The 24320-nt window shown below is 72.8% G+C and carries 21 protein-coding genes and 1 tRNA gene; 5 read left to right on the top strand and 17 right to left on the bottom strand.

From position 1 onward, the window contains the following. Nucleotides 1-349: 349 nt before the first annotated feature. Nucleotides 350-1117 (top strand): 3-oxoacyl-ACP reductase FabG, encoded by a 768-nt coding sequence (gene fabG / locus ACW14Y_RS33040; RefSeq protein ID WP_030392182.1) that lies wholly within the window; start codon nucleotides 350-352, stop codon nucleotides 1115-1117. Between the two features lie 292 nt (nucleotides 1118-1409). Here the strand turns inward: fabG and ACW14Y_RS33035 are convergent, their stop codons facing one another. Continuing rightward, complete coding sequence (locus ACW14Y_RS33035; protein WP_380299418.1) at nucleotides 1410-1598, bottom strand: I78 family peptidase inhibitor; 189 nt, start codon at nucleotides 1596-1598, stop codon at nucleotides 1410-1412. A 228-nt stretch (nucleotides 1599-1826) separates the two neighbouring features. On the opposite strand from ACW14Y_RS33035, the gene ACW14Y_RS33030 reads away from it, so the two are divergent. Next, nucleotides 1827-2099, top strand: a complete 273-nt coding sequence (locus ACW14Y_RS33030; protein WP_266273337.1) for a DUF6343 family protein — start codon at nucleotides 1827-1829, stop codon at nucleotides 2097-2099. 156 nt (nucleotides 2100-2255) lie between these two features. Here the strand turns inward: ACW14Y_RS33030 and ACW14Y_RS33025 are convergent, their stop codons facing one another. From ACW14Y_RS33025 to ACW14Y_RS32955, 15 genes are all read right to left on the bottom strand, one after another. After that, on the bottom strand, nucleotides 2256-3677 hold the full coding sequence (locus ACW14Y_RS33025; RefSeq protein WP_380438525.1) for an aspartate aminotransferase family protein: 1422 nt from the start codon (nucleotides 3675-3677) through the stop codon (nucleotides 2256-2258). After that, the gene (dxs, locus tag ACW14Y_RS33020) at nucleotides 3667-5667 is read right to left on the bottom strand and encodes a 1-deoxy-D-xylulose-5-phosphate synthase (RefSeq protein WP_456984532.1); all 2001 of its coding nucleotides are present in this window, start codon (nucleotides 5665-5667) and stop codon (nucleotides 3667-3669) included. The genes ACW14Y_RS33025 and dxs overlap by 11 nt, the downstream gene beginning before the upstream one ends. A gap of 139 nt (nucleotides 5668-5806) precedes the next feature. After that, nucleotides 5807-6832, bottom strand: a complete 1026-nt coding sequence (gene hpnH / locus ACW14Y_RS33015) for an adenosyl-hopene transferase HpnH (protein WP_266273340.1) — start codon at nucleotides 6830-6832, stop codon at nucleotides 5807-5809. Between the two features lie 2 nt (nucleotides 6833-6834). Further along, the gene (locus ACW14Y_RS33010) at nucleotides 6835-7530 is read right to left on the bottom strand and encodes a 5'-methylthioadenosine/S-adenosylhomocysteine nucleosidase family protein (protein ID WP_380386794.1); all 696 of its coding nucleotides are present in this window, start codon (nucleotides 7528-7530) and stop codon (nucleotides 6835-6837) included. Further along, the gene (gene shc, locus ACW14Y_RS33005) at nucleotides 7527-9560 is read right to left on the bottom strand and encodes a squalene--hopene cyclase (protein WP_380299424.1); all 2034 of its coding nucleotides are present in this window, start codon (nucleotides 9558-9560) and stop codon (nucleotides 7527-7529) included. Before shc ends, ACW14Y_RS33010 begins: the two co-directional genes overlap by 4 nt. 64 nt (nucleotides 9561-9624) lie before the next feature. Further along, nucleotides 9625-10713, bottom strand: coding sequence for a polyprenyl synthetase family protein (locus ACW14Y_RS33000; protein ID WP_380299423.1), 1089 nt, complete (start codon nucleotides 10711-10713; stop codon nucleotides 9625-9627). 170 nt (nucleotides 10714-10883) lie between these two features. Continuing rightward, complete coding sequence (hpnE, locus tag ACW14Y_RS32995) at nucleotides 10884-12320, bottom strand: hydroxysqualene dehydroxylase HpnE (RefSeq protein WP_380438520.1); 1437 nt, start codon at nucleotides 12318-12320, stop codon at nucleotides 10884-10886. A 166-nt stretch (nucleotides 12321-12486) separates the two neighbouring features. Then, nucleotides 12487-13344: a presqualene diphosphate synthase HpnD gene (hpnD, locus tag ACW14Y_RS32990; RefSeq protein ID WP_051742930.1), complete on the bottom strand. Its 858-nt coding sequence runs from the start codon at nucleotides 13342-13344 to the stop codon at nucleotides 12487-12489. Nucleotides 13345-13385: 41 nt separating this feature from the next. Beyond that, nucleotides 13386-14351: a squalene synthase HpnC gene (gene hpnC / locus ACW14Y_RS32985; RefSeq protein ID WP_456988316.1), complete on the bottom strand. Its 966-nt coding sequence runs from the start codon at nucleotides 14349-14351 to the stop codon at nucleotides 13386-13388. Nucleotides 14352-14720: 369 nt separating this feature from the next. Next, the gene (locus tag ACW14Y_RS32980) at nucleotides 14721-15497 is read right to left on the bottom strand and encodes an ABC transporter ATP-binding protein (RefSeq protein WP_380299421.1); all 777 of its coding nucleotides are present in this window, start codon (nucleotides 15495-15497) and stop codon (nucleotides 14721-14723) included. 64 nt (nucleotides 15498-15561) lie between these two features. Then, complete coding sequence (locus tag ACW14Y_RS32975) at nucleotides 15562-16509, bottom strand: ABC transporter permease (protein WP_380299413.1); 948 nt, start codon at nucleotides 16507-16509, stop codon at nucleotides 15562-15564. Nucleotides 16510-16676: 167 nt separating this feature from the next. Next, on the bottom strand, nucleotides 16677-17588 hold the full coding sequence (locus tag ACW14Y_RS32970) for a glycosyltransferase family 2 protein (RefSeq protein ID WP_456984528.1): 912 nt from the start codon (nucleotides 17586-17588) through the stop codon (nucleotides 16677-16679). A gap of 56 nt (nucleotides 17589-17644) precedes the next feature. Continuing rightward, nucleotides 17645-18382 (bottom strand): CDP-alcohol phosphatidyltransferase family protein, encoded by a 738-nt coding sequence (locus ACW14Y_RS32965; protein ID WP_340632584.1) that lies wholly within the window; start codon nucleotides 18380-18382, stop codon nucleotides 17645-17647. 88 nt (nucleotides 18383-18470) lie between these two features. Beyond that, a complete protein-coding gene (locus ACW14Y_RS32960; RefSeq protein ID WP_380299411.1) occupies nucleotides 18471-19544 on the bottom strand; it encodes an iron-containing alcohol dehydrogenase family protein in 1074 nt (357 codons plus the stop codon). After that, nucleotides 19532-20287 carry a phosphocholine cytidylyltransferase family protein gene (locus ACW14Y_RS32955; protein WP_380386800.1) on the bottom strand — a complete coding sequence of 252 codons (756 nt, stop codon included), beginning with the start codon at nucleotides 20285-20287 and terminating at the stop codon, nucleotides 19532-19534. The genes ACW14Y_RS32960 and ACW14Y_RS32955 overlap by 13 nt, the downstream gene beginning before the upstream one ends. A gap of 348 nt (nucleotides 20288-20635) precedes the next feature. On the opposite strand from ACW14Y_RS32955, the gene idi reads away from it, so the two are divergent. Then, entirely contained in the window at nucleotides 20636-21289 is a 654-nt protein-coding gene (gene idi, locus ACW14Y_RS32950) for an isopentenyl-diphosphate Delta-isomerase (RefSeq protein WP_456984526.1), read from the top strand. A 68-nt stretch (nucleotides 21290-21357) separates the two neighbouring features. On the opposite strand, the gene ACW14Y_RS32945 is transcribed toward idi, so the two are convergent. Then, complete coding sequence (locus tag ACW14Y_RS32945) at nucleotides 21358-21801, bottom strand: ATP-binding protein (RefSeq protein WP_380299420.1); 444 nt, start codon at nucleotides 21799-21801, stop codon at nucleotides 21358-21360. Between the two features lie 399 nt (nucleotides 21802-22200). On the opposite strand from ACW14Y_RS32945, the gene ACW14Y_RS32940 reads away from it, so the two are divergent. After that, a tRNA-Leu gene (locus tag ACW14Y_RS32940) sits at nucleotides 22201-22288 on the top strand. Nucleotides 22289-22559: 271 nt separating this feature from the next. Continuing rightward, a complete protein-coding gene (locus tag ACW14Y_RS32935) occupies nucleotides 22560-24257 on the top strand; it encodes an APC family permease (RefSeq protein WP_456984524.1) in 1698 nt (565 codons plus the stop codon). The last annotated feature ends 63 nt before the right edge of the window (nucleotides 24258-24320 follow it).

Raw genomic sequence — 24320 nt, 5'->3', positions numbered from 1 at the left:
GACGCAGGTTCGGCAACATTGGCATATTTACTCGCCGTGCCGACCCGCCGGTAACCCGTTCGCAGGAGAAAGCCGACCGGTCGGTCCTTACCCTCGGTCACCTGCACCTTCGCCCTGGCCGCGCTCCCTACTCGCCGGTAGGGTATGGCCACCCGGACGGATCCGCCCGCCGGATCGGCCCGGCGGAACCCGAGAGCCCGCCGTACGGTTCCTGGGAGTTCCCTGAGTACCGCGTTCCGGAACGGAACCGCGTCCGGCCGGTCACCGGGGTGACCCCCGACCGACACCCGAGCGACATCCGCGGACCCGCTCCGACGTCCGCGGACCTCCGAGAGAGACGAGACCGAGCATGACCGAGCAGACCACGTCCCCGCGGGTCGCCGTCGTCACCGGCGCCGCCCGCGGCCTGGGCGCCGCCACCGCCGTTCGCCTGGCCGCCGACGGTTACGCCGTCGCCGTGCTCGACCTGGAGGAGTCGGCCGGCCGGGAGACCGTCGAGCGGATCACCGCCGCAGGCGGCCGGGCCCTGGCGGTCGGCGCGGACGTCTCGGACGCCGCCCAGGTGCAGGCCGCGGTCGACCGGATCGTCGCCGAGCTCGGCGCCCCGGTCGTCCTCGTGAACAACGCGGGCGTGCTGCGGGACAACCTGATCTTCAAGATGACCGAATCCGACTGGGACACGGTCATGAACGTGCACCTCCGCGGCGCGTTCCTGATGACCCGGGCGGTCCAGAAGTACATGGTCGACGCCGGTTTCGGACGGATCGTCAACCTCTCCTCCTCCTCGGCCCAGGGCAACCGGGGTCAGGCCAACTACTCGGCCGCCAAGGCCGGTCTGCAGGGCTTCACCAAGACCCTGGCCATCGAGCTCGGCAAGTTCGGCATCACCGCCAACGCGGTCGCCCCCGGCTTCATCGCCACCGACATGACGGCCGCCACCGCGGCCCGGGTGGGCATGGGCTTCGAGGAGTTCAAGGCCGCCGCCGCCACCCAGATCCCGGTGCGGCGCGTGGGCGAGCCGGAGGACGTGGCCAACACCATCTCCTTCTTCGCCGGCGAGGGCGCGGGCTTCGTCTCCGGTCAGGTGGTCTACGTGGCCGGCGGTCCCCTCGACTGACCCTCCGAACCTACGCAGGGTTACCACGGGGTGGGAACCGGCCCGGCCGGTCTCCCACTCCGTATTTTTTTGCCTGAATTTGGGAGAAGGCACACGAACGCCATACGGACATTCGATCCGAAAACGTCTCCGGAACGACCCGGAACGACCTCGGCCGATCGGAGAACACCTTTGCCGAGGAATTCCGAATGCCCCCGGTAATGCTCTCGGGCCCATTCGGGCGGTTACGGCCGGACCGTCCGCGAAGGATCTGGAAAAGCCCCCGCCCCCGAGCCTCACCCCTGCCCGAGCCCTAGCCCTCCCAGCTGCGCACCACCAGTCCGTCGCGCACCGCGAGGTTGAGCCGCCCCTCCCGGTGGTCCATCGTCATCGCCGCCCCCGGCGGCAGGACCCGCACCGAGGCCCACCCGTGCCGACGGGCCAGCTCCTCGGCCCGCTCGACCCGCAGCCCCGCGTAACCCTCCGCGTCCGTCTCCGTCATCGCCCCTCCCCGGCTCGCCCAGCAGACGTACGCTGGAATCGTAGACCGCCCGTACGAGGACCGCCGGTACGAACGGGCGGCCCAGGACGCGCGGCACACGACGCGCGGCCCCGACGGGCGGCACACGACGCGCGGCCCCGACGGGCGGCACACGACGCGCGGCCCCGACGCCGTGTGCGACGCGCGGCCCGGAACCGGGGGCCGGCCAGGACCGGGAGGTGACCGCGGATGCCCGCCACGACCCCGCGGCGGTGGCACAGCGGCACCGAACCCGCCACCGCCCGCAGCGACCTCAAGCTGCGCTACCTGCTCTCGCTGACCTTCACCCCGCTGTTCGCGCTGGCCACCGCGGGGTTCGCGGTCTGGGCCGCGAACGCCCCCGCGTTCGGCGCGCCGAGCCGGGGCACCCTCACCGGCTTCGCCGTGGCCTGCGGGATCCTCACCCTGCTCGCCGCCGTCGATCTCGTCGTCGTGGTCCGGCGCCGCCGGACCGAGCTCTGACCCCCGCTCTCCCGCGGGGTGGGAACCCGGCGACCGGCATTGCGGCGGCCCGGCCCCACCCCGCGGAACGCGTCCCCGCCCCCACCCCGCGCGACACATCCCCACGGAACACATCGCCTCGGAACGCGCCCCCACGGAACGCGCCCCCACGCGGACTCAGCGGCTGCCGACCGCCTGCTTCACCAGCGTCCGCCCGAAGTCCCACATCAGGCCGCTCCCCCGGTGCGCGTCCTCCATCACCTCGGTGAACGCCTCCACGAACCGGTCCACGTCCCGCTCGGTGATGATCAGCGGCGGAATCAGCTTGATCACCTCCAGATGGTCCCCGGACACCTGGGTGAGGATCCGGTGCCGCTGCAGCAGCGGCACCACCACCATCTGGGCGAACAGCCCCTTGCGGGCCGCCTGCAGGGCCGTCCAGCCGGTCCGCAGCTTCAGCGACCTCGGCCGCCCGAACTCGATCCCGATCATCAGCCCGCGCCCCCGCACCTCGGCGAGCAGCTCGTACCGGTCGACCAGCGCGGTCAGCCGGGCCCGGAAGTAGTCGCCCACCTTGCGGGCGTTCTCCACCACCTGCTCGTCCCGGATCACCTCCAGGGTCGCCAGACCGGCCGCCATCGCCTGCGCGTTGGAACCGAAGCTGGCCGAGTGCACCAGCACCCGGTCCATCGAGGAGTACACCTTCTCGAAGATCCAGCCCTTGCCGAGGGTCGCCCCCACCGGCACATAGCCGCCGGACAGCGCCTTGGCCGCGCACACCAGGTCCGGCAGCACGCCCTCCTCGTCCTGGTAGGCGAAGAACTCGCCGGTGCGCCCGATCCCGGTCTGCACCTCGTCGCAGATCAGCAGCGCCTTGTGCTCGTGCAGCAGGTCCTGGGCGGCCCGCAGCCAGCCGGGCGGCGGCGCCTGCACGCCCTTGCCCTGGATCGGCTCGACGATCAGCGCCGCGACGTCACCGCGCTTCAGCTCCTTGGCCAGCGCGCCGAGATCGCCGAGCGGGATCGCGGTGTCCGGCAGCAGCGGGTCGAACCCCTTGCGGAAGCCGTTCTCGCCGTTCACCGACAGGGAGCCGGTGGTCAGCCCGTGGAAGGCGTGGTCCGCGTACAGGATCCGGCGGCGGCCGGTGGCGTACCGGGCGAACTTCAGCGCCGTCTCCACCGCCTCGGTGCCGCTGTTGCCGAAGAACACCCGGTCCAGCCCGGGCGTGTACGACAGCAGCCGCTCGGCGAGCAGGCCCGGCAGCGGCGAGCAGTCGAAGCGGACCAGGTCCGGCAGGTCGAGGTCCATCACCTGCTGGACGGCCGAGCGGACCACCGGGTGGTGGCGGCCCAGCGCGAAGATGCCGAAGCCGGCCAGCATGTCGAGGTACTCGTTGCCCTCGGCGTCGTAGAAGTACTGGCCCCGGGCCCGCTCGTAGTACTTGTCGAAACCGATGGTGTGCAGCATCCGGGCCAGCTGCGGATTCAGATAGCGACTCTGCAGCTCGTACCGCTCCTTGCCCCGCTCGGCGAGCAGGGCGGCCAGGTCGAACCGGGCGTCGGCGCGGGCTTCGGTGCGGTCGTCGGGGTCAGCCGGCATGGCGCTGGTTCGCTCCTCGGTTCGGAAGGTCCCGGTTCGGAAGGTCCCGGTTCGGAAGGTCCCGCCCGGTGGACTGCCAGTCCGGACGCTCCCGGTCCGGCGCTCCACCGGCCGGAAGCAGGTGCTTGGCGAAGGCGGCGGTCTGGGCGGCGACCCCGGTGCCGGTCAGCCCGGTCTCCTCCAGGATCTCCCCGCGCGCGGCGTGCCCGAGGAACTCCTGCGGCAGGCCCAGCACCCGCACCGGAACGTCCACGTCGGCGTCCCGCAGCGCCTGGGCGATCGCCGCTCCGACGCCGCCGGCGCGGCCGTTGTCCTCGACCGTGACCACCAGCCGGTGCCGGGCGGCGAGCTCCGGCAGGGCCGGGTCGACCGGCTTGACCCAGCGCGGGTCGACCACGGTCGCGGTGAACCCCTCGGCCAGCAGCAGCCGGGCCGCGTCCAGCCCGGCGGCGGCCGTGGTGCCGACGGTGACCAGCAGGATCTCCGGCCGCTCCCCGGTGCGCAGCAGCACGTCCACGCCGCCGATCCGCTCGATCGCGGGGACGGCCGGGCCGATGGTCGCCTTGGGGAAGCGCACCACGGTCGGGGCGTCCGCGACGTCCACCGCCTCGCGCAGCTGGGCGCGCAGCTCGTCGGCGTCGCGCGGGGCGGCCAGCCGCAGCCCGGGGACGACCTGGAGGATCGACATGTCCCACATGCCGTTGTGCGAGGCGCCGTCCGGCCCGGTCACGCCGGAGCGGTCCAGCACGAAGGTGACGCCGAGCCGGTGCAGGGCGACGTCCATCAGCACCTGGTCGAAGGCCCGGTTGAGGAAGGTCGCGTAGACCGCCACCACCGGGTGCAGTCCGCCGGTGGCCAGGCCGGCCGCGCTGGTGACGGCGTGCTGCTCGGCGATGCCGACGTCGAAGGTGCGCTCCGGGTACGCCTTGGCGAACTTCGCCAGGCCCACCGGCTGGAGCATGGCGGCGGTGATCGCCACCACGTCCGGGCGTTCGGCGCCGACGGCCAGCAGCTCGTCGCCGAACACCGAGGTCCAGGAGACGCCGGTGCTGGGCGAGATCGGCAGGCAGGTGTAGGGGTCGATCGGGTTGACGGCGTGGAAGCGGTCCGCCTCGTCCTGTTCGGCGGGCCGGTAGCCCCGGCCCTTGACGGTGAGGCAGTGCACGATGACCGGGCCGCCGAAGCCGCGGGCCTTGCCGAGCGCGGACTCCAGCGCGGCGAGGTCGTGGCCGTCGATCGGGCCGAGGTACTTGAGCCCGAGGTCCTCGAACATGCCCTGCGGCGCGAAGGCGTCCTTGAAGCCCTTCTTGGCGCCGTGCAGCGCCTCGAAGATCGGCTGGCCGACCACCGGGGTGCGCTGCAGGGTGCCCTTGCCCCAGGACAGGAAGCGCTCGTAGCCCTGGGTGGTGCGCAGGGTGGCGAGGTGGTTGGCGAGGCCGCCGATGGTGCGGGCGTAGGAGCGCTCGTTGTCGTTGACGACGATGACCAGCGGCCGGTCCTTGGCGGCGGCGATGTTGTTGAGCGCCTCCCAGGCGAGGCCGCCGGTGAGCGCGCCGTCGCCGATCACCGCGACGGTGTGCCGGTCGTGCTGGCCGAGCAGCTGGGCGGCCTTGGCCAGGCCGTCGGCGTAGGAGAGCGCGGTGGAGGCGTGCGAGTTCTCGACCAGGTCGTGCTCGGACTCGGCGCGCGAGGGGTAGCCGGACAGGCCGCCCTTGGTCCGCAGCCCGGAGAAGTCCTGCCGACCGGTGAGCAGCTTGTGCACGTAGCTCTGGTGGCCGGTGTCCCAGACGATCCGGTCGTGCGGGGAGTCGAAGGCCCGGTGCAGGGCGATGGTCAGCTCGACCACGCCGAGGTTGGGTCCGAGATGGCCGCCGGTCCGGGTGACGGCGTCGATCAGGAACTCCCGGATCTCGTCGGCGAGCCGGGGCAGCTCGGTCGCCGGGAGGGCTCTCAGGTCCGCCGGGGATGTGACGCTGGAGAGCAGTGACATGGCTTTCACCTCACGACTCGGAGCGGTGCGGTGGTGCCCCCGGGGTCGGGCCTCGGCCTCGCGGGGTGGGGTCCGGCCCGGGTTCGGGCCCGGGCCGGACGGGGCGGACGGCCGGTGGGCCGTCCGCCGACGGGTGCGGTCAGCGGCCCCGGTTGGAGCCGACGGTGTCGGTGAGCGCCCGCAGGGACTCCTTGAGGGAGCCCATGGTGGCGAGGACGGCGGTCGGCTCGTAGCCGCAGTGCGCCATGCAGTTGGAGCAGCGGGCGTCCTTGCCGCGTCCGTACTTGTCCCAGTCGGTCTTCTCGATCAGCTCGCGGTAGGTCGGCACGTAGCCGTCGGCCATCAGGTAGCAGGGCCGCTGCCAGCCGAAGAGCGAGTAGTTGGGGATGCCCCAGGCGGTGCACTCGAAGTCGACCTTGCCCTCCAGGAAGTCCAGGAAGAGCGGGCTGTGGTTGAGGCGCCAGCGCCGCCGGTTGCCGCCGGCGAAGGTCTTGCGGAAGAGCTCGCGGGTCTGTTCGACGCCGAGGAAGTGCTCCTGGTCGGGTGCCTTCTCGTAGGCGAAGGCCGGGGAGATCATCATCTCGTCGACCTGGAGGTCGTCGTTGAGGTAGTCGAGGACGTCGATGATGGTCTGCGGGGTGTCGGTGTTGAAGAAGGTCGAGTTGGTGGTCACCCGGAAGCCGCGCCGCTTGGCCTCCTTGATCGCCTCCACCGCCTCGTCGAAGGTGCCCTCCTTGGCCACCGAGGCGTCGTGCCGCTCGCGCAGCCCGTCGATGTGCACGGTGAAGGTGAAGTAGGGCGAGGGCGTGAACTTGTCCAGCTTCTTGCGCATCAGCAGCGCGTTGGTGCAGAGGAACACGTACTTGCGGCGTTCCACCAGCTGCCGGACGATCTCGTCGATCTGCGGGTGCATCAGCGGCTCGCCGCCCGCGATCGAGACCATCGGGGCGCCCGACTCCAGGACCGCGCCGACCGCCTGGGCGACCGGCATCCGCTGCTTCAGCACCCCGGCCGGGTGCTGGATCTTGCCGCACCCCTCGCAGGCCAGGTTGCAGGCGAAGAGCGGTTCCAGTTCGACGATCAGCGGGAACTTGTCGCGTCGCTTGAGCTTCTGCTGCATGAGGTAGGTGCCGACCCGCACGGTCTGGCGCAACGGCATGGCCATGGCTAGCTCGCCTCCTGGGGGAGCGTCGAGGATGTGGGGTGGTCGAGGGTGGCGGGCGAGGGCCGGTCCCGGCCCGCCCGGTCGTTCCGCAGGTGCCAGTCGACCAGGGCGGGCACCGTCGCGCGCAGCGTCCGCCAGGCGCGGACGCCGGCCGGTAGGGTCCCCGGGCGCAGCAGTTCCCGCTCGGGGGTGTCGACGACGACCCGCAGCACGGCCGCGGGCAGGCCGGGCCGCAGCTCGCTGAGGGCCGCCAGCACGGCGGCGGCCTCCATGTCGACGGCGAGCGCGCCCTGCAGGTGCAGGGCGCGCCGTTCCAGGCCGCGCACCACGTGGTCGGCGGTGTGGTGCACGCCTGTGTGCGCGGTCAGGCCGCGCGCGGCCAGGGCCCGGGCGAGTCCGGGCCCCGAGCCGACGGCGAAGTGGTTGCCCTCGGCGTCACGGACCCCGTCCGCGACGATCACGTCGCCGGGTGTGATGCCCGGCGCGACGGAGGCGCCGAAGCCGGCCACCACGAGCGCCCCGTAGCCGCCGGGGGCGGCGGTCAGCAGCCGTCTGACGGTGAGCGAGGCCCGACGCCGGCCGACGCCGGTCCGCACCACGACGGGCGGGCCGCCGGCCGCGCCGCGCCAGTCCCCGCCGCGCAGGGCCCACACCTCGGGGCCGAGCGCGCAGAGGACCAGCAGCGGGGCAGCGCTCACCGGGACGCCCCGATCGGCGCCGTGCCGGTGACCGGCCGCCCGGCCGCGGGGCCGCCGTGCAGGTAGCGGCCGAGCGCGGTGACCGGGAACACCAGCCGGTAGAGGTGGTAGTTGATGGAGAAGTCCCACGGGAAGCCGGTGCCGGTGAACTGGGGCTCGTCCCAGGTGCCCTCGGGCAGCTGGGTGCGCACCAGCCAGTCGACGCCGCGCTCGACGGCGGGGTTGGCCCGGCCGTCCGGCCCCTCCCCGGCCGCGAGCAGCGCCATCAGCGCCCAGGCGGTCTGCGAGGCGGTGGTGTCGCCGCGCCCGGCCCAGCGGGCCGGGTCCTCGTAGGAGCGCATGTCCTCGCCCCAGCCGCCGTCGGTGTTCTGGCGGTCCTCCAGCCAGCGGACGGCGCGGCGGATCGCCGGGTGCTCGGCGGGCACTCCGGCGGCGACCAGGGCGGGGAGCACCGAGCCGGTGCCGTAGATGTAGTTGGTGCCCCAGCGGCCGAACCAGGAGCCGTCCGCCTCCTGGTTGCGCAGCAGCCACTCGACGCCGCGCCGGGTGCGCGGGTCGCGGGCCTTGCCGACCTCGGCCAGCATCTCCACGACGTGGGCGGTGACGTCCGCCGACGGCGGGTCGACGACCTCGCCGAAGTCGCAGAACGGCAGCTTGTTCGCCAGGGTGCTGGTGTTGTCGACGTCGAAGGCGCCCCAGGCGCCGTTCTTGGACTGCATGCCGAGGTTCCACCGCACGCCCCGGTCGACGGAGCCGGCCACCTTGGCCGGGTCCGGGTGGGAGACCCGGCACAGCGCGAGCACCACCTCGGCGGTGTCGTCGATGTCGGGGTAGGTGTCGTTCTCGAACTCGAACGCCCAGCCGCCGGGGGCGAGCGAGGGCCGCTGGACGGACCAGTCGCCGCGCTTGGTGATCTCCTCGCCGATCATCCAGTCGACGGCCGAGACCAGCGCGGGGTGGTCGGCGGGGAGTCCGGCGTCGACCAGGGCGACGGTGGCCAGGCAGGTGTCCCAGACCGGGGACTGGCAGGCCTCCATCCAGCGCCGGCCGTCCGGGGTGTGCACGGTGAAGCGGTCGAAGGAGGCGAGCCCGGCCCGCATCACCGGGTGGTCCAGCTCGTAGCCCTCCAGGTGCAGGGCGATCAGCGAGTAGACGGCGGGCGGCTGGATGCCGCCCCAGCAGCCGTCGGCCTCCTGGCGTTCGACGATCCAGCGGCAGGCCTGGGAGACGGCGAGCCGGCGCAGCGGGCGCAGGGCGCGGTGGTGGTAGGCGTGCAGGGCCTTGTCCAGGCGTTCGAACAGGCCGTCCCAGCTGGTGGCCGGGGCGAGCGGCCGGACGGGGAAGGGGTCGTCCGGGTCGGTGTGCAGCTCGGTGAGCGCGAAGGGCGCCGGGCGTACCGGCCGGTGCGCGGAGACGACGGTCAGCGGGACGATGGTCTGCCGGGCCCAGCAGCCGAAGGCGTAGATGTTGAGGGGCAGCCACCTCGGCAGGAACATGATCTCCGGTGGCATCTCCGGCAACCGTTCCCAGGGCCACCAGCCGAACAGCGCGAGCCAGATCCGGGTGAACACCCGGGCGGCGGCGATCCCGCCGGCGGAGCGGATCCAGCGCGCGGCGGCCGTCATGTGCGGGGCGCCCGGATCGTCGCCCGCGAGCTTGAGGGCGACGTACGCCTCGACGGTGGTGGACAGCTCGGCCGGTCCGCCGTGGAAGGTGGACCAGGTGCCGTCCTCGCGCTGGTGGGAGCGGATCCATTCGGCGGTGGCCTTGGTCTGCTCCTCGGTCCGGATCCCGAGGAACTGCCGGAGCAGTAAGTCCTCGGCGTCCATGGTGACGTTGGTCTCCAGATCGCCCTTCCACCACCCCTCGGAACTCTGCAGGGAGAGCAGGTGGGTGGTGGCGCGGGCCAGTGCCTCCTCGGCGGAGGCGGCCCCGTTCTGCGCTTGCTCGGTCCGGTCGGCCGACGCGGCGGCGGCCCCCTCGGGCTGCCACTCCCCGGCGCCCAGCAGCGCCGGGGCGAGGCCGCCCACCGCGACCGGCTCGGGATCGTACTCAGGGTCGAGCCGGCCGTCCGCGGTTGCTGTCAACGTAACGTCACCTCTCTCGTACCACCACGAATTCGGCGAGTGCGACGAAGTGCTCGCGCACCACATCGGGCATGGGCACCTCGTCCAGAGCGGCGAGGGCAGTCGTGTGCTGGCGGCGGGCCTCCTCCCGGGTCCAGGCGCGGCCGCCGGCCTGCTCGATCAGCAGGGCGCGGGCGGCCAGTTCGGTCTCGCTCTCCTCGCCGCGCCCCTTGGGGTCGGCGAGCTGTTCGGCCAGTTCGCGGGAGGCGGGACCGCCCTCGGCGAGCGCGGCGGCGACCGGCAGGGACTTCTTGCGCTGGCGCAGGTCGCCCCAGTGCGGCTTCCCGGTGACCTCGGTGGCGCCCCAGATGCCGAGCAGGTCGTCCACGGCCTGGAAGGCCAGGCCCAGGTGGTCGCCGAAGCGCTGGAGCGAGGCCGAGACCCGGTCGTCGGCCCCGGCCAGGACGGCGCCGAGCGCGGCGCCGGCGGAGAGCAGGGCGGCGGTCTTGCCGCCCTCCATCTCCAGGCACTCGGCGACGGTGACGGTGTCCCGCTGCTCGAAGGCGACGTCCATCGCCTGCCCGTCGATCAGCCGGCGGCTGGCGGTGTTGAGCAGCCGGACGGCACGCGCGGCGTCGGTGGGGCTCGCGCCGCCCGCGGTCGCGGCGTCGAGCAGCACCTCCGTACCGAGCGTGGCCAGGGCGTCACCGACCAGGATCGCCTGGGCCGGGCCGAAGACCGTCCAGGCGGTGGCCCGGTGGCGCCGGGTCTCGTCACCGTCCATCAGATCATCATGGAGCAGGGAGAAGTTGTGCACCAGTTCAACAGCGACCCCACCGGGCACCCCGGCTTCCGCCGGGGCACCGGCGGCCTGGGCCGAGAGCAGCGCCAGGGTGGGGCGCACGGCCTTGCCGCCGTCCCCCGCGACCGGCGTGCCGTCCCGGTCGATCCAGCCGAAGTGGTACGCCGCGACGGTGTCCATCGGTGCGGCCAGCCGGGCGACGGCGGCCCTCAGCGGCGGGGTGCAGAGCGCGCGGGTGCGATTGAGCAGTTCCGGCACCGAGACCGGTCCGGCGTGTGCCGTGCCTCCGCCGACGGTGCCGGTGCGTGACTCCACGTACGTTCCCTCTCCCTGGTGGTGCCTGGCCGCGTGGGACGGCCCGAGGCTGGCGGTGGTGGTGCGGCCGGGCTCGGCGCGGCCGGTGGCGGTGGTGGTGCCGCCGGGGCCGAGCGGGTGGGCACCCGCTCTGGCGGGATCGCCGAGGTCCCCGGCGAGCGCGGTGCCGGTCACCTCGGCCACCTCCCGTCGCCGCGGTCGGCCGGCCGGGGCCGGCCGTCGGCGGCCGGTACCGCGTCGGCGGCGGCGTGGCCGCTGCGCACGGCCCCCTCCATGGTCGCGGGCCAGCCGGTGGCCGTCCACGCGCCGGCCAGCAGCAGGCCGGGGACGGCGGTGCGCGGGCCGGGGCGCAGCGCGGCGGTGCCCGGGGCCGGGTCGAAGGTGGCGGTGCGCTCGCGGGTGACGAAGAAGTCCAGTACCTCGGCCCCGCCGGCGGCGGGCAGCAGCCGGGCGAGCTCCGGCAGGTAGCGGCGGCGCAGCTCGGCGACCGGCAGGTCGATCTCGTCGTCCACGGCGGACTGCGAGAGCGCCAGGTACTGGGCGTCGGGGTGGGCCGCGCCGAGCGAGGTGCCGGCCAGCCCGGAGTGCGCGGTGCGGTCGAAGACCCACTGCACGGGCGAGCCGAGCGCGGCGAAGAACGGCCGGCGCAGCACCTTGCGGTCGTAGACCACGTGGACGTTGAGGATCGGCGAGGTGCCGAAGCCGGCGAGCCGGTCCTGGTGGGCCACCGCGTCGGGCGGCAGCAGTTCCAGCGCGGTGTCCTGGGCGCCGGCCAGGACCACCGTCTCGGCGGTGAGCGGCTCGCCGCCGCCCTCCAGTCGGACGGTGTGCTGGGGGACGGCGGGCTTGAGCTCGGTCACCCGGGCGCGCAGCAGCACCTTCACGCCCGCGCGCTCCAGCTCGGCGAGCGCCCGGTCGTGGTGGATGGTGCCGAGCGGGACGGCGGCCATGCCGATGTCGGAGGCCCCGGGGTCGGAGAGCAGGCCGGTCTTGAACACCATCGCGGCCAGTGCCAGCGACACCCGGTCGGCCCTGGCGTTCAGGGTGGCCACGCCGACGAGGTCCCACAGCGCGGCGACGGTCCGCTCGTTCTGGCCCTGCCGGCGCAGCCAGTCGCCGAAGGAGACGGCGTCCAGGGCCGGGTCGGCGAGGTCCAGGCGCTGCAGCGCGAGCGCGCCGCGGACCACCCGGGCCCGGTCGGCCGGGCCCAGGTGCGGGTAGCGGGCCAGGCTGCCGGCGAGGTGCAGCGGCACCGGCAGCGCGGCGCGTCCGAGCCGGCCCAGGGTGCGGACCGGCGCGTCGGCGGGCCCGGAGACGCCCAGGACGGGCACGTCCAGCCGCTCCTGGAGGTGGACCAGCCGGTTGGCGCCGAGGCGCTCCAGCAGGCCCCGGTAGGAGGTGCAGCAGCGCAGGTAGACGTGCTGGCCGTTGTCGACGGTCAGCTCGCCGCGGCGGAAGGAGAAGGCCAGTCCGCCGAGGCGGGGCCGGCCCTCGGCGAGGGTGACCCGGTGGCCAGCCTCCGCCAGCCGGAGCGCGGCGGTGATGCCCGCGAGGCCGCCGCCGACCACGACTGCGGCCGGGCGCGCGGCGTCGGCTCGCCCGGTCATCCGACCTCCCCCTCGCGTCCGGCGCCCGGTCCGGTCGTGACCGGAGCGCCCTTGGTCAGTGCCGTCGGGTCCGCGGTCAGTGCGGCCGGGCCCGACCCAACGGTCAACAGGGCTCTACCCATAAGTGATTCCCCGCTGACACAGCGTGACAGAACTGTGGCAAGAATCAAGAACGCCCCCCGGCGAGCCCGGAAAGCGCCACGTACGCCTTCTCCCAGCCCGGCAGCGAGACCCGGCCGCGCAGCACCGACTCCGGGTCGGCGGCGATCCGGCCGAGCAGCCGGTGGTAGATGCCCGCCATGGCGGCGGTGCAGGCCCGGCTGCGGCGGTCGAGCATCGGGAGCAGCCGCAGGCCCTCCTCGAAGGCCGCCTGGGCGCGGGCCGCCTCGAAGGAGACCAGCCCGGCGAAGTCGGCCCCGACCGGGGGCCTGGGGCGGGCGAAGCCCTCCTGGCAGCCGAACCGGACGAGGTCCTCCATCGGCAGGTAGGTGCGGCCGTTGAGGGCGTCCTCGCGCAGGTCGCGCAGGATGTTGGTGAGCTGGAGCGCCAGCCCGAGGGTGTCGGCGTACCGGGCACCGCGCTCGGGGTCGTCGCAGCCGTAGACGCCGAGCGACAGCCGGCCGATGGCTCCGGCGACGCACCGGCAGTAGACCTTGAGCTCCTCGTAGGTCTGGTACTCGGCGCCCTTGAGGTCCATCTCGACGCCGTCGATCAGCTCGTCGAAGCCGCCGAGGTCGATCGGGAAGCGCCGGGCGCTGTCCGCGAGCGCGACCTTGATCGGGTCGGTGTCGTCCTCCGCGACGGAGCCGGCCCGGATCTCGTCGAGCAGTTCGCGGGTGCGCAGCAGCGCCTCCGCCTTGCGGTCGGCCGGGAGCTCGCCGTCGCCGATGTCGTCCACCCGGCGCGCCAGCGCGTACAGGGCCGACATGGCCAGCCGCTTCGGCTCGGGCAGCAGCCTGATGCCGTAGCTGAAGTTGCGGGCCTGCAGTCCGGTCACTGCCTCGCAGTACCGGTAGGCCGCCATGACCGGAGCCGACGCCAGTGGTGATGCCGCCACGCGGGCGTTCACCTTCCCTTCGCGAAGATGGCCGCCGCCTTCGCTGCGAGGCGGCGCTTGTCCGGCTTCGCCTGCTGGGCGAGCACGTCGTACCCGGCGCCCTCGACGGCCGCCAGGGCCGCGTACCCGCCCGCGGTGAATCCCGCGAGGAGCAGTCGAAGCCTCCCCCGAACCGTACCTACCAATGGCGCACCTCGGTCGAGCAGGGTGCGGGCACGGTCGGCCTCGAAGCGGATCAGCTCGCGGACCGGCGCCCCGGCGCTCGGCGCGGCGAGGTCGGCCTCGGTGACGCCGAAGCGTTCGAGGTCCTCGGCCGGCAGGTAGATCCGGCCCCGGGCGAGGTCCTCGGCGACGTCCTGGAGGTGCTCGACGATCTGCAGGGCCCGGCAGATGTCGTCGGACATCGCGATCCGCTCGGGGGTGGCGACGCCGGCGAGGGCCAGGACCAGGCGGCCGACCGGGTCGGCGGACAGCGTGCAGTAGGCGATGAGCTCGTCGTAGTCCCGGTAGCGGGTGGTGGTCTGGTCGACCCGGTTGGCCTCGATCAGCCGGCGGAACGGCTCCGGGGTGAGCCCGTGCCGGTCGACCAGGGGGACCAGCGGGCGCAGCAGCGGGTGCCGGGGGGCCTCGCCGCGGGCGGGGTCGAGAGCGGTCTCGAAGACCCGGTCGAGGTCGTGCTCGAGGCCGTCCAGCAGGGCGAGCCGGAACGCCGTCTCCGCCGGGGAGGGCCGGTCGGGGGCGGGCGGGCCGGACTGGGCCGAAGGGGTGAGTCCGGGGGTCTCCGAGGGCCCGGACGGCTCCGGCCGCGCGGGGACGCCGAGCAGTGCGGCGGTGCCGGCCGGGTCGGCGAGGTCGCCGTCGCCGGCGTCGTCCACCAGCCGGCAGAAGCCGTAGACCGCCATGAGGTCGTCGCGCCACGCGGCGGGCAGGAAGAACGGGGCGACCGGGAAGTTCTCCGCGCTCGCCTTCGCCAGGGTCGCCGCCCCCCCGGGGCCGGGTTCCGGGCGGCCGCCTCCGGGCGGGGACTCACTACTGGGCTGGGCCGAAGCCGACACTGCTGTCACTCCCCCGTTCTACACCGCTCAGGTGATCGGCCCGAGTCGGACACGCGTCCGATCACGGGCGTCACGTCCGGCACACCACCCCCGCGCCCACAGCCTGACACCGACGCCCGCGCGGGAGAAGAGCGCCTCACCCGGCGCACGGGGCGCTCACCCGGGCGGGGGCGGGCCACCCGGGGCACGACGGGGCCGGGCGGGGGCGCACGAACGGCGGGGGCCGGCCCCGGGTCTCCCCCGGGGCCGGCCCCCTTCACACGGGCCGGGTGCGGTGCCGGACGGCCCCTACGGGCGCTCGCCGCGCTCGTAGGCGCGGACGACGTCCTCGGTCGCACCGTCCATGATCAGCTCGCCGGCCTCGATCCAGATGGTCCGCTCGCAGGTCTCGCGGATCGACGCGTTGTCGTGGCTGACCAGGAAGACCGTACCGGCCTCCGCGCGCAGCTCCTCGATCCGCTTCTTGCTGCGGGCCTGGAAGGCCTGGTCACCGGTGGCCAGCGCCTCGTCGATGAGCAGCACGTCGTGGGTCTTCGCGGCGGCGATCGCGAACCGCAGCCGGGCGCCCATGCCGGAGGAGTAGGTGCGCATCGGCAGCGAGATGAAGTCGCCCTTCTCGTTGATGCCCGAGAACTCGACGATCTCCTGGTAGCGGCTGCGCACCTCGGCCGGCGACATGCCCATGGCGAGGCAGCCGAGGACGACGTTGCGCTCACCGGTCAGCTCGTTCATCAGCGCGGCGTTGACACCGAGCAGCGAGGGCTGGCCGTTGGTGTAGATGCCGCCCTTCTCGGTCGGCAGCAGACCGGCGATGGCCGCCAGCATGGTGGACTTGCCGGAGCCGTTGGAGCCGATCAGACCGATCGCCTCACCCTTGTACGCGGTGAAGCTGACGCCCTTCACCGCGTGCACCTCGCGGACGCCGGACGCCCGCTTGCGGCTGATGATCCGGCTCAGCGCGGAGGTGGCGCTGCCCTTGCCGGAGCCGGCCCCGTGCACCCGGTAGACGATGTGCACGTCGTCGACCACGACCGTGGGGTCGCGAGCCACGTCGGCGTCGAACACCTTGCGGCGGGGAGGAAGCGCGTCCTCCAGGTCCTTGCGCAGGTCGGCCCCTCGAACGTCGGTGTCAGCCACGGCCGTACTCCTCCTCAGCCTTCCAGAAGAAGACGTATCCGACGACGAACATACCGACTGCCCAGGCGATCGCGTACTTCCACTGGTGCGGCGGGAAGTCCTGGTGCGCCGGAAGGTGCTTGTTGTAGATGACCGGGGCGAAGGCGTGCCGGACCAGGTCCATGTAGACCGAGGCCGGGTTGAGCTGCATCACCTTCTGCCAGAACTCCGGCCAGGTGCTGATCTTGTCCTGGATGCTGAACATGACGCCGGACAGGAACATCCAGGCCCGCATCGCGAACGGGATCAGCTGGGAGATGTCGCTGGTCTTGGAACCGATCCGGGCCATCATCAGGGCCACACCGGTGTTGAACGCCGACTGCAGGAGCAGGGCCGGGAGCACGAGGACCCAGGTGCGACCCATCTCGATGCCGCTCGCCAGCACGACGCCGACCAGCACGACCATCGAGATCATCAGCTGCTGGAGCTGGATCACGGTGAAGGCGATCGGCAGCGAGGCACGGGGGAAGTGCAGCGCCCGGATCAGGCCGAGGTTGTCCGCGATCGCCCGGGTGCCCGACTGCACCGCGTTCTGCGTGAACTGGAAGACGAAGACACCGATGCAGAGCCAGGCGGTGTACGTCCCCTCGGGGAAGTTGTCCTTGCTCTTCAGGATCACACCGAAGACCAGGTAGAACACCGCGCAGTTCAGCAGCGGGGTCACGACCTGCCAGAGCTGACCGAGCTTGGCGTCGGTGTACTGGGCCACCAGGCGGGCGGTGGCGAAGGCCCAGATGAAGTGACGCCGGGCCCAGAGCTGCTTGGAGTAGGCGACCAGGCCGGGCCTTCTGCCGCTCACCGTCAGGCCGTACTTGTCGGCAAGCTGCTTGGAGGTCAGGCCCGCGTCCGCCCCCCTCGGGGCTGAGAGGCTGACGGGTTCACTCACTGTCGACACATTCATCCTTCACGCGGGATCGTCGGGGCGGGCCGGTCGACGGGGGTCCGCCGGCCTTGCGCCGATGGGGATCCACTCGGATCTCGGGGGGAGTGCGGCCGGTGTGTGGTCACCGGCCCGACGACCGACCTGCCGTCCGGTCACCGCAAGTCACCGGACGGTCGCCGGACGGATCAGATGACCGGCGGTCGGCCCAGCCTGGTCAGTCGCCAAACGGTACGCCATCGCATGGGCCGCCGCGTACCGCAGGGTTCGCGCCAGCCCGCCCGGAACCCGCCCCACCAGGCCTTGAACGCCTCGGGGGAGGGTCGGCGGGCCAGCGTGAGCAGGAACCAGGTTCCCAGGTATAGAGGTACAAGGAGGGCCGGAAGGTTCCGTCGGGCGAGCCAGACTCTGTTCCGGGCCACGTTGTGGAAGTACGAGGCGTGCCGGGCGGGCGAGGTGGTGGGGTGGTGCAGCACCACGTCGGCCCGGTAGTCGATGGCCCAGCCCGCGTCCAGCGCGCGCCAGGCGAGATCGGTCTCCTCGTGGGCGTAGAAGAACTCGCCGGGCAGCTGGCCGGCGTTCTCGAACACCGCGCAGCGCACCGCGCTCGCCCCGCCGAGGAAGGTGGTCACCCGGGAGGAGCGCAGCGGGTCACTGGCGCGCAGCCGGGGCACGTGCCGGCGCTGGGTGACGCCGGTCTCCGGGTCGGCGATCCGGAAGCTCACGATGCCGAGCTCGGGGTCGGCCGTGAAGGCCTCGCGCAGCAGCCGGGCCGAGTCGGTGCCGGGCAGCCGGCCGTCGTCGTCCAGGAACAGCACCGCGTCGACGTCCCGGCCGTCGCGGCCGAACAGCTCGATGCCGACGTTGCGGCCGCCCGGGATGCCGAGGTTCTCCGGCAGCTCGACGGAGCGCACGCCGGACGGGAGCGGCGGCAGCGGGGCGCCGTTGGCGACCACGGCCAGTTCGACGGCCGGGCCCTGCTGGGCGCGGACCGACTCGATCAGGGCGGTCAGCTCGTCCGGGCGGTTGCCCATGGTGATGATCACCGCGCCGAGCCGGAAGGCGTCGGCACCGGTGGCGGCGGTGGCCCTCTCCGTCATGCCCGTCCCTGTCCCTGTCGTACCCGTCCCCGTCGTACCCGTCGCCGTCACGTCGCTCACCGGAGCCTGCTCGACAGGACGATGCTCAGCAGGTGCAGCACGGTCTGCAGCATCGCGATCGCGGCCAGGACGACCACCGCGATCCGGGTGAAGAAGAGGCCGCCGTGCACCAGGTCGGCGACACCGGCGGCGAGGATGAACAGCGAGGCCTCGACCGCGCCGACCAGCCGGTGGAACTTGAGCACCGAGGCCGCCCGGCGGGCCTTGGCGACACCGGCCGAGCGCGGCACCGAGGCGCTGTCCTCGACCGCCGTCAGACCGCTGCGGGCGCGGGCCACGTCGACCAGGTCGGTCTCCGACTTGATCAGGATCGCGCCGAGCGCGGCCAGGGTGCCGAGGAAGGCCCACTCCCACTGCGCGGCGCTGCCCTCGCGGTGCAGCAGGTCGGTGGCGCGCAGGCCGAGGCCGGTCAGCAGGGCCGCCTCGGACATGTAGTGGCCGACCCGGTCCAGGTAGACGCCGGTGAGCGAGGTCTGCCGGCGCCAGCGGGCGACCTCGCCGTCCACGCAGTCCAGCAGCAGGTAGAGCTGGATCAGCAGGGCCGCCAGCACCGCGCCGGCGATCCCGGGGACGATCAGCGCGACGCCGGCCAGGATGCCGGTGAGCATCATCAGATAGGTCAGGCCGTTGGGCGTGATCGCCGTGACCGTGGAGAGCACCCGGGTGATCCGCAGCGAGATCCGCCGCATGTAGAGGCGGCCGGCCCAGTGCTCGGCACTGCGGCGCTGGAGCATGCCCTCCGGGTGGATGACCGCGCGCAGCTCCTCGATCGAGGGGCGGCGGGTCAGGTCGACCGGAGGCGTGGACCCGGCGGCGGAACGGTCAGCTGTTGACGGCTTGGACATAGTCGGCGTACGCGTCCCTGATTGCGGAAGGGGAGAGGTCGAGGTGTTCGAGGATGGTGAAACGGCCCGGCCGGGTATTCGGAGCGTAGTGCACCGCCTCGGTGAACTCCGCCTCGGTGAAGCCGATCTGAGCGGCGGTCACCGGCAGGCCGTGGTGCGCCAGGCGCTCCACGATCAGACCGGTCAGCTCGCGCTCGCCCCGCAGGAAGCTGGCGAAGGCGGCGCCGAGGCCGACCTGTTCGCCGTGCTGGGCGGACCGCTTGGGATACAGCACGTCCAGGGCATGCGAGATCTCGTGGCAGGCGCCCGACGAGGGCCGGGTGCTGCCAGCGATGTTCATCGCGATGCCGGACAGTACCAGTGCCTCGGCGAGGGCGGTGAGGAAGCCCTGATCCTGAAGGTTTCCTGGGTGCCGCAGCAGGTTCTCGCCCGCCGAACGGGCCATCGCGACGGCCAGTCCGTCCACCGGTTCACCGGTCTCGGCGTGCGACAGCTCCCAGTCGGCGCAGGCCGAGATGTTGGAGACGATGTCGCCGATGCCGGCCGCGACGAAGCGCGGCGGGGCACCCTGGATCACGTCCAGGTCGATCACGATGCCGATCGGGCTCGGCACCCCGTAGGAGCCGCGCCCGGCGTCGTTGTCGAGGGTGGAGACCGGCGAGCAGATGCCGTCGTGGGCCAGGTTGGTCGGGACCGAGACCAGCGGCAGGCCGAGCCGCGCGGCGGCGTACTTGGCCGCGTCGATGATCTTGCCGCCGCCCAGGGCGACGATGGTGTCGTAGTGGCCGCCGCGCACGCCGCCGCGGATCTCGTCCGCGAGCAGCACCGCGCTGTCGAGGCTGCCGTCCGCCACGCTGTACCAGTCGGCACCGGGCAGGGCCGGCTCCAGCCGGGCCCGCAGCACCGAACCCGAGCCGTTGCTGATCGCCACCGCGATCCGGCCCGAGGCGGACAGCCGCTGGTCGGCGAGGATGCCGCCGAGCGCGTCCAGCGCGCCCGGGCGGATCTCGACGAAGAGCGGCGACGGCACCAGCCGGGTCAGTACTGGCACGCGATCTCCCGCGCCTTCGCCAGGTCGTCGTGGTTGTCGACCTCGACCCAGGAGACCTCGCCGATCGGCTGGACGTCGATCCGCAGGCCCCGGTTCACCATCTCCTGGTAGCCGTCCTCGTAGTACAGCTGCGGGTCGCGCTCGTAGGTGGCGCGCAGCGCGTCGGCGAGGTCGGCGGCGGCGGCCGGGTTGATCACGGTGACGCCGATGTACTCGCCGGTGGCCTCCGCCGGGTCCATCAGCTTGGTGATGCGGCGCATGCCGGTGACCGGGTCGACGATCACCTTCATCTCCTCGTCGGCGAGCTTCTTCACCGTGTCGAGGGCGAGCAGGATGCCGGGCGCGCGGCCCTCGGCGGTCAGCCGGGCGTTGCCCTCCAGCATGGTGCGCTGGACCGAGACCGGGTGCACGGTGTCGCCGTTGGCGAGCAGCAGGCCCTCGGTGAAGAGCTCACGGGCGCACCAGAGCGAGTAGGCGTTGTTCCACTCCTCGGCCTTGTCGTTCTCGACCAGGGTGAGCTTGACGCCGTACTTCCGCTCCAGCGCCTCCTTGCGCTCCTCGACCGCCTCCTTGCGGTAGCCGACGACGATCGCCGCCTCGCGCAGGCCGACCTCGGCGAAGTTGCCGAGGGTGAGGTCCAGGACGGTCCGCTCCCCGTCGACCGGCACCAGCGCCTTGGGCAGGGTGTCGGTGTAAGGGCGCAGCCGGCGGCCGGCGCCGGCTGCCAGAACGAGGCCGATCATGCGGGTCTCCTGATCCGTCGTGCTGAGCGCGGCCGCGCCCGGCTCCGGGAGTCTTCCGGGTCACCGGCGGTGGCGCGCCGGGGCCGAGATGCGGCCGCGGTGTCCTATGTGATGGTAGGCGACCACGACTACCTGCCAGAACGCGGCCGGACACTCGAACACACATCGAACACATTCCGAACGGTTCTGCTAATCCGACACCCGTCCCGGGCCGCCGGGAGCCCCTCGGCCGCCGGGTTGTGCGTCGGGCCCCTCGCCCGTGCCACCCGTACGGCAGACTGGGGCGCGCCGCCACCGGTGCGTGCCGTGGTTGCTCACCGTGCTCCCGAAGCTGCCGAAAGAGGCCTCATGCCCCAGAGTCTGCCGACCGATCCGACCGCCCCCGCCGGGCTGGACACCGGTCTCGACACCGGCCTCGACGTCGAGACGGACGTCGAGGCCGCCGCGGCCGCCGCCGGCACTCCGGAGGAGATCCTGCTGGAGCTGGTCGACGACGAGGGCGTGACCATCGGCACCGCGGAGAAGCACTGGGCGCACCAGCAGCCCGGGCGGCTGCACCGGGCGTTCTCGGTCTTCCTCTTCGACCGTCAGGGCCGGATGCTGCTCCAGCGCCGGGCGCTGGGCAAGTACCACTCCCCCGGGGTCTGGTCGAACACCTGCTGCGGCCACCCGTACCCCGGCGAGCCGCCGTTCGTGGCCGCCGCCCGGCGCACCGCCGAGGAGCTGGGGGTCGCCCCGGCGCTGCTCTGCGAGGCGGGCACGGTCCGCTACGACCTGCCGGACGAGGCCACCGGCCTGATCGAGCGGGAGTGGAACCACCTGTTCGTGGGCCTGGTCACCGCGCCGGTGCGGCCGAACCCGGACGAGGTGGACGACTACGCCTTCGTGACCGCCGAGGAGCTGCGGGAGCTGGAGGCGGAGCGGCCGTTCTCGGTGTGGTTCCGGACCGTCTTCGAGGCCGCCCTGCCGGGGATCCGCGAGATCGCCGGCAAGGACTGGTAGACCAGCCCGGGCGGGGCCGCCGCGAGCGGCCCCGCCTCCCGGCCCGGCCCCCTCCGGGGCGACCTCGCCTAGGGCGCCTCGCGCGGGAGCGGCAGCGAGGCCCAGATGACCTTGCCGCCCTGCCCCGCCTGCTCCACGTCGCACACCCCGCCGGCCTGCAGCGTGACGCTCTTGACCAGCAGCAGCCCGCGCCCGCCGGTCCGCCCGGTGTCGGCCGCCAGGGCCTTCGGCCGGTACGGGTCGCCGTCCTCGACCGAGACCCGCACCCAGCCGCCCCGCACCGCCAGCTCGGTGGTCACCTCCGGCGACAGCTCGGCGGCGTGGGTCACCGCGTTGCCGACCAGCTCCGAGACGATCAGCAGCAGGTCGTCCACCAGCTCCTGGTAGCGGATCTCCGCCATGCCCTGGGCCAGCAGCCGGTCACGCACGGCGTGCCGGGTGCGCGGGACCGAGGCCTGCTCGGCGGGCACGGTGAAGCGCCACACCCCCTCGACAGGACCGCCGCGCGCCACCGCCGACGCGGCGGTCACCCGTTTCTCCGGCGCCGTCGGCACCGTCTCTTCCTCGCTGATCCGCTCCACGTCCAGCCGCCCTTCGTCCGCGACCCCGGGAATCAGGCGTTCCGCTCATGGCGCCCTCGGTCCACAGAGGCTAGGAGAGCCACCCCCGGGGCTGTGGCACCGTCGACAACTTGCCCGTGTCGGACCAGAGCCGATCGGTACCGATCGTTCATCCGCCGCAACTCGACCGTTTACCGTCCTTGAACCACCGGTTCGCGCACAGCAGCGATCCGTACCGCCGCCCCCCACCATCCCGACCGGGGAAACGCAGGTGAGAAGCACTCCGAAACCCTGGTAATGTTCTCTCTGTCGCCGAGGGGGCGAGCAGAAAACCCCCGAAGCACACACCCCGTCCGGGTGGCGGAATGGCAGACGCGCTAGCTTGAGGTGCTAGTGCCCTTTATCGGGCGTGGGGGTTCAAGTCCCCCCTCGGACACCATCGATTCCCCGTGGGAACTCGCAAGAGTTCCCACGGGGAATTTCTTTTTGCCCCGGAGCCCTCGACGGCCCCTTCCCGGCGCCCGCGCGCTCCCCTCCGGTCGTCCCCGCGCGCCCCCGCCGAAGGTCAGAGGTTCGGACACGAGATGGCAACGATCGGGTGTTTTGCGGTGAATCTGAGGTCCAGCTGAGGTTTCGCCCGATTTCGACCCTTAGGCTCTTCCCGTTTGTCCGGAAAACAAAGTGACACGACGAGACAGAGGACCGATACGGTGAGTGAGCCCGAGTCGACGACGGCATCCCATCAGCACTACCGCCGCTCGCTCGGCACCATCAGCCTCACCGCGGTCGGACTCGGATCGATCATCGGCTCCGGCTGGCTCTTCGGCGCCGAGCGGGCCGCCCGGCTGGCCGGACCGGCCTCGATCGTCGCCTGGGTGATCGGCGCGGCCGTCGCCCTGACCATCGCGCTCACCTACAGCGAGCTCGGCTCGATGTTCCCCAAGGCCGGCGGCATGGTCCGCTACGGCCAGTACTCGCACGGCTCGCTGGCCGGGTACCTGGCCGCCTGGGCCAACTGGATCGCGATCGTCTCGGTCATCCCCGGCGAGGCCACCGCCTCGGTGCAGTACATGAGCTCCTGGGACTTCGGCTGGGCCAAGGGCCTCTTCGACGGACAGGAGCTGTCCGTCAGCGGCGTGGCCGTGGCCAGTGTGCTGCTGCTCGTCTACTTCGCGCTGAACTGGTTCGCGATCACGCTGTTCGCCAAGACCAACACGGCGATCACGGTGTTCAAGGTCGTCGTCCCCACCCTCACCGCGGGCGCCCTGCTGCTGGCGCACTTCGACACCGCGCACTTCACCGACCACGGCGGCTTCGCGCCGAACGGCTGGAGCGCGGTGTTCACGGCGGTGGCCGTCTCCGGCATCGTCTGGGCCTTCAACGGCTTCCAGTCGCCGCTCAACCTGGCCGGTGAGGCCCGCGACCCCGGCAAGTCGCTGCCCAAGGCCGTGATCGGCTCGATCCTGATCGCCCTGGTGATCTACGTCGCGCTGCAGATCGCGTTCCTCGGCGCCGTCCCGACCGCCGACCTGGCCAACGGCTGGGGCGGCCTGGGCTACACCTCGCCGCTGGCCGACCTGGCCATCGCCTGGGGCCTGAACTGGCTCGCCCTGCTGCTCTACGCGGACGCCTTCGTCTCCCCCAGCGGCACCGGCATGATCTACGCCGCCACCACCTCCCGGATGATCCACGGCGTCCAGGAGAACGGCCACCTGCCGAAGGTCTTCGGCCGGGTCGACCCGAAGACCGGCATCCCGCGCCCGGCGCTGGTGCTCAACCTGGTCGTCGCCTTCTGCTTCCTCGCGGTCTTCCGCGGCTGGGGCTCGCTCGCCGAGATCGTCTCGGTGGCCACCGTGATCTCCTACATCACCGGACCGGTCGCCGTGATGGCGCTGCGCCGCCTGGCCCCCGAGCTGCCCCGGCCGGTCCGGCTGCGCGCGATGCCGGTGATCGCCCCGATCGCCATGATCTTCGGCTCGCTCGTCCTCTACTGGGCCCGCTGGCCGCTGACCGGCAAGGTGATCCTGCTGATGGCCGCCGGTCTGCCGATCTGGGCCTGGTACGAGCTGCGCAAGCCGTTCGCCGAGCTGAAGCCGCACCTCAAGGCCGGCGCCTGGATGGTCGCCTACCTGTTCGTGATGGCCGGCGTCTCCTGGGCCGGCTCCACCGACTTCGGCGGCGAGGGCTACCTCCCCGAGGGCTGGGACCTGCTGGTCGTCGCCCTGATCGCGCTCGCCTTCTACGCCTGGGGCGTCCGCAGCGCCTGGGCCAACCCCAGCCTCGCCGCCGTCAAGCTCGAACTGGCCGGGGACGCGGGTGCCGCCGACGAAACCGCCGGGACCGCCGGGACCGCCGCCGGGACCGGACGGGCCGCCGACGCGGAGCCCGCCGGAGCCCCGCGCGGCTGAGCCCGGCACCGACCGTCAGGAGGGGCGCCGCTCCGGGATCCCCCGGGGCGGCGCCCCTCCTGC

It is taken from the genome of Kitasatospora sp. cg17-2 (assembly GCF_054031055.1).
This window is presented reverse-complemented; position numbering and strand designations above follow the sequence as displayed.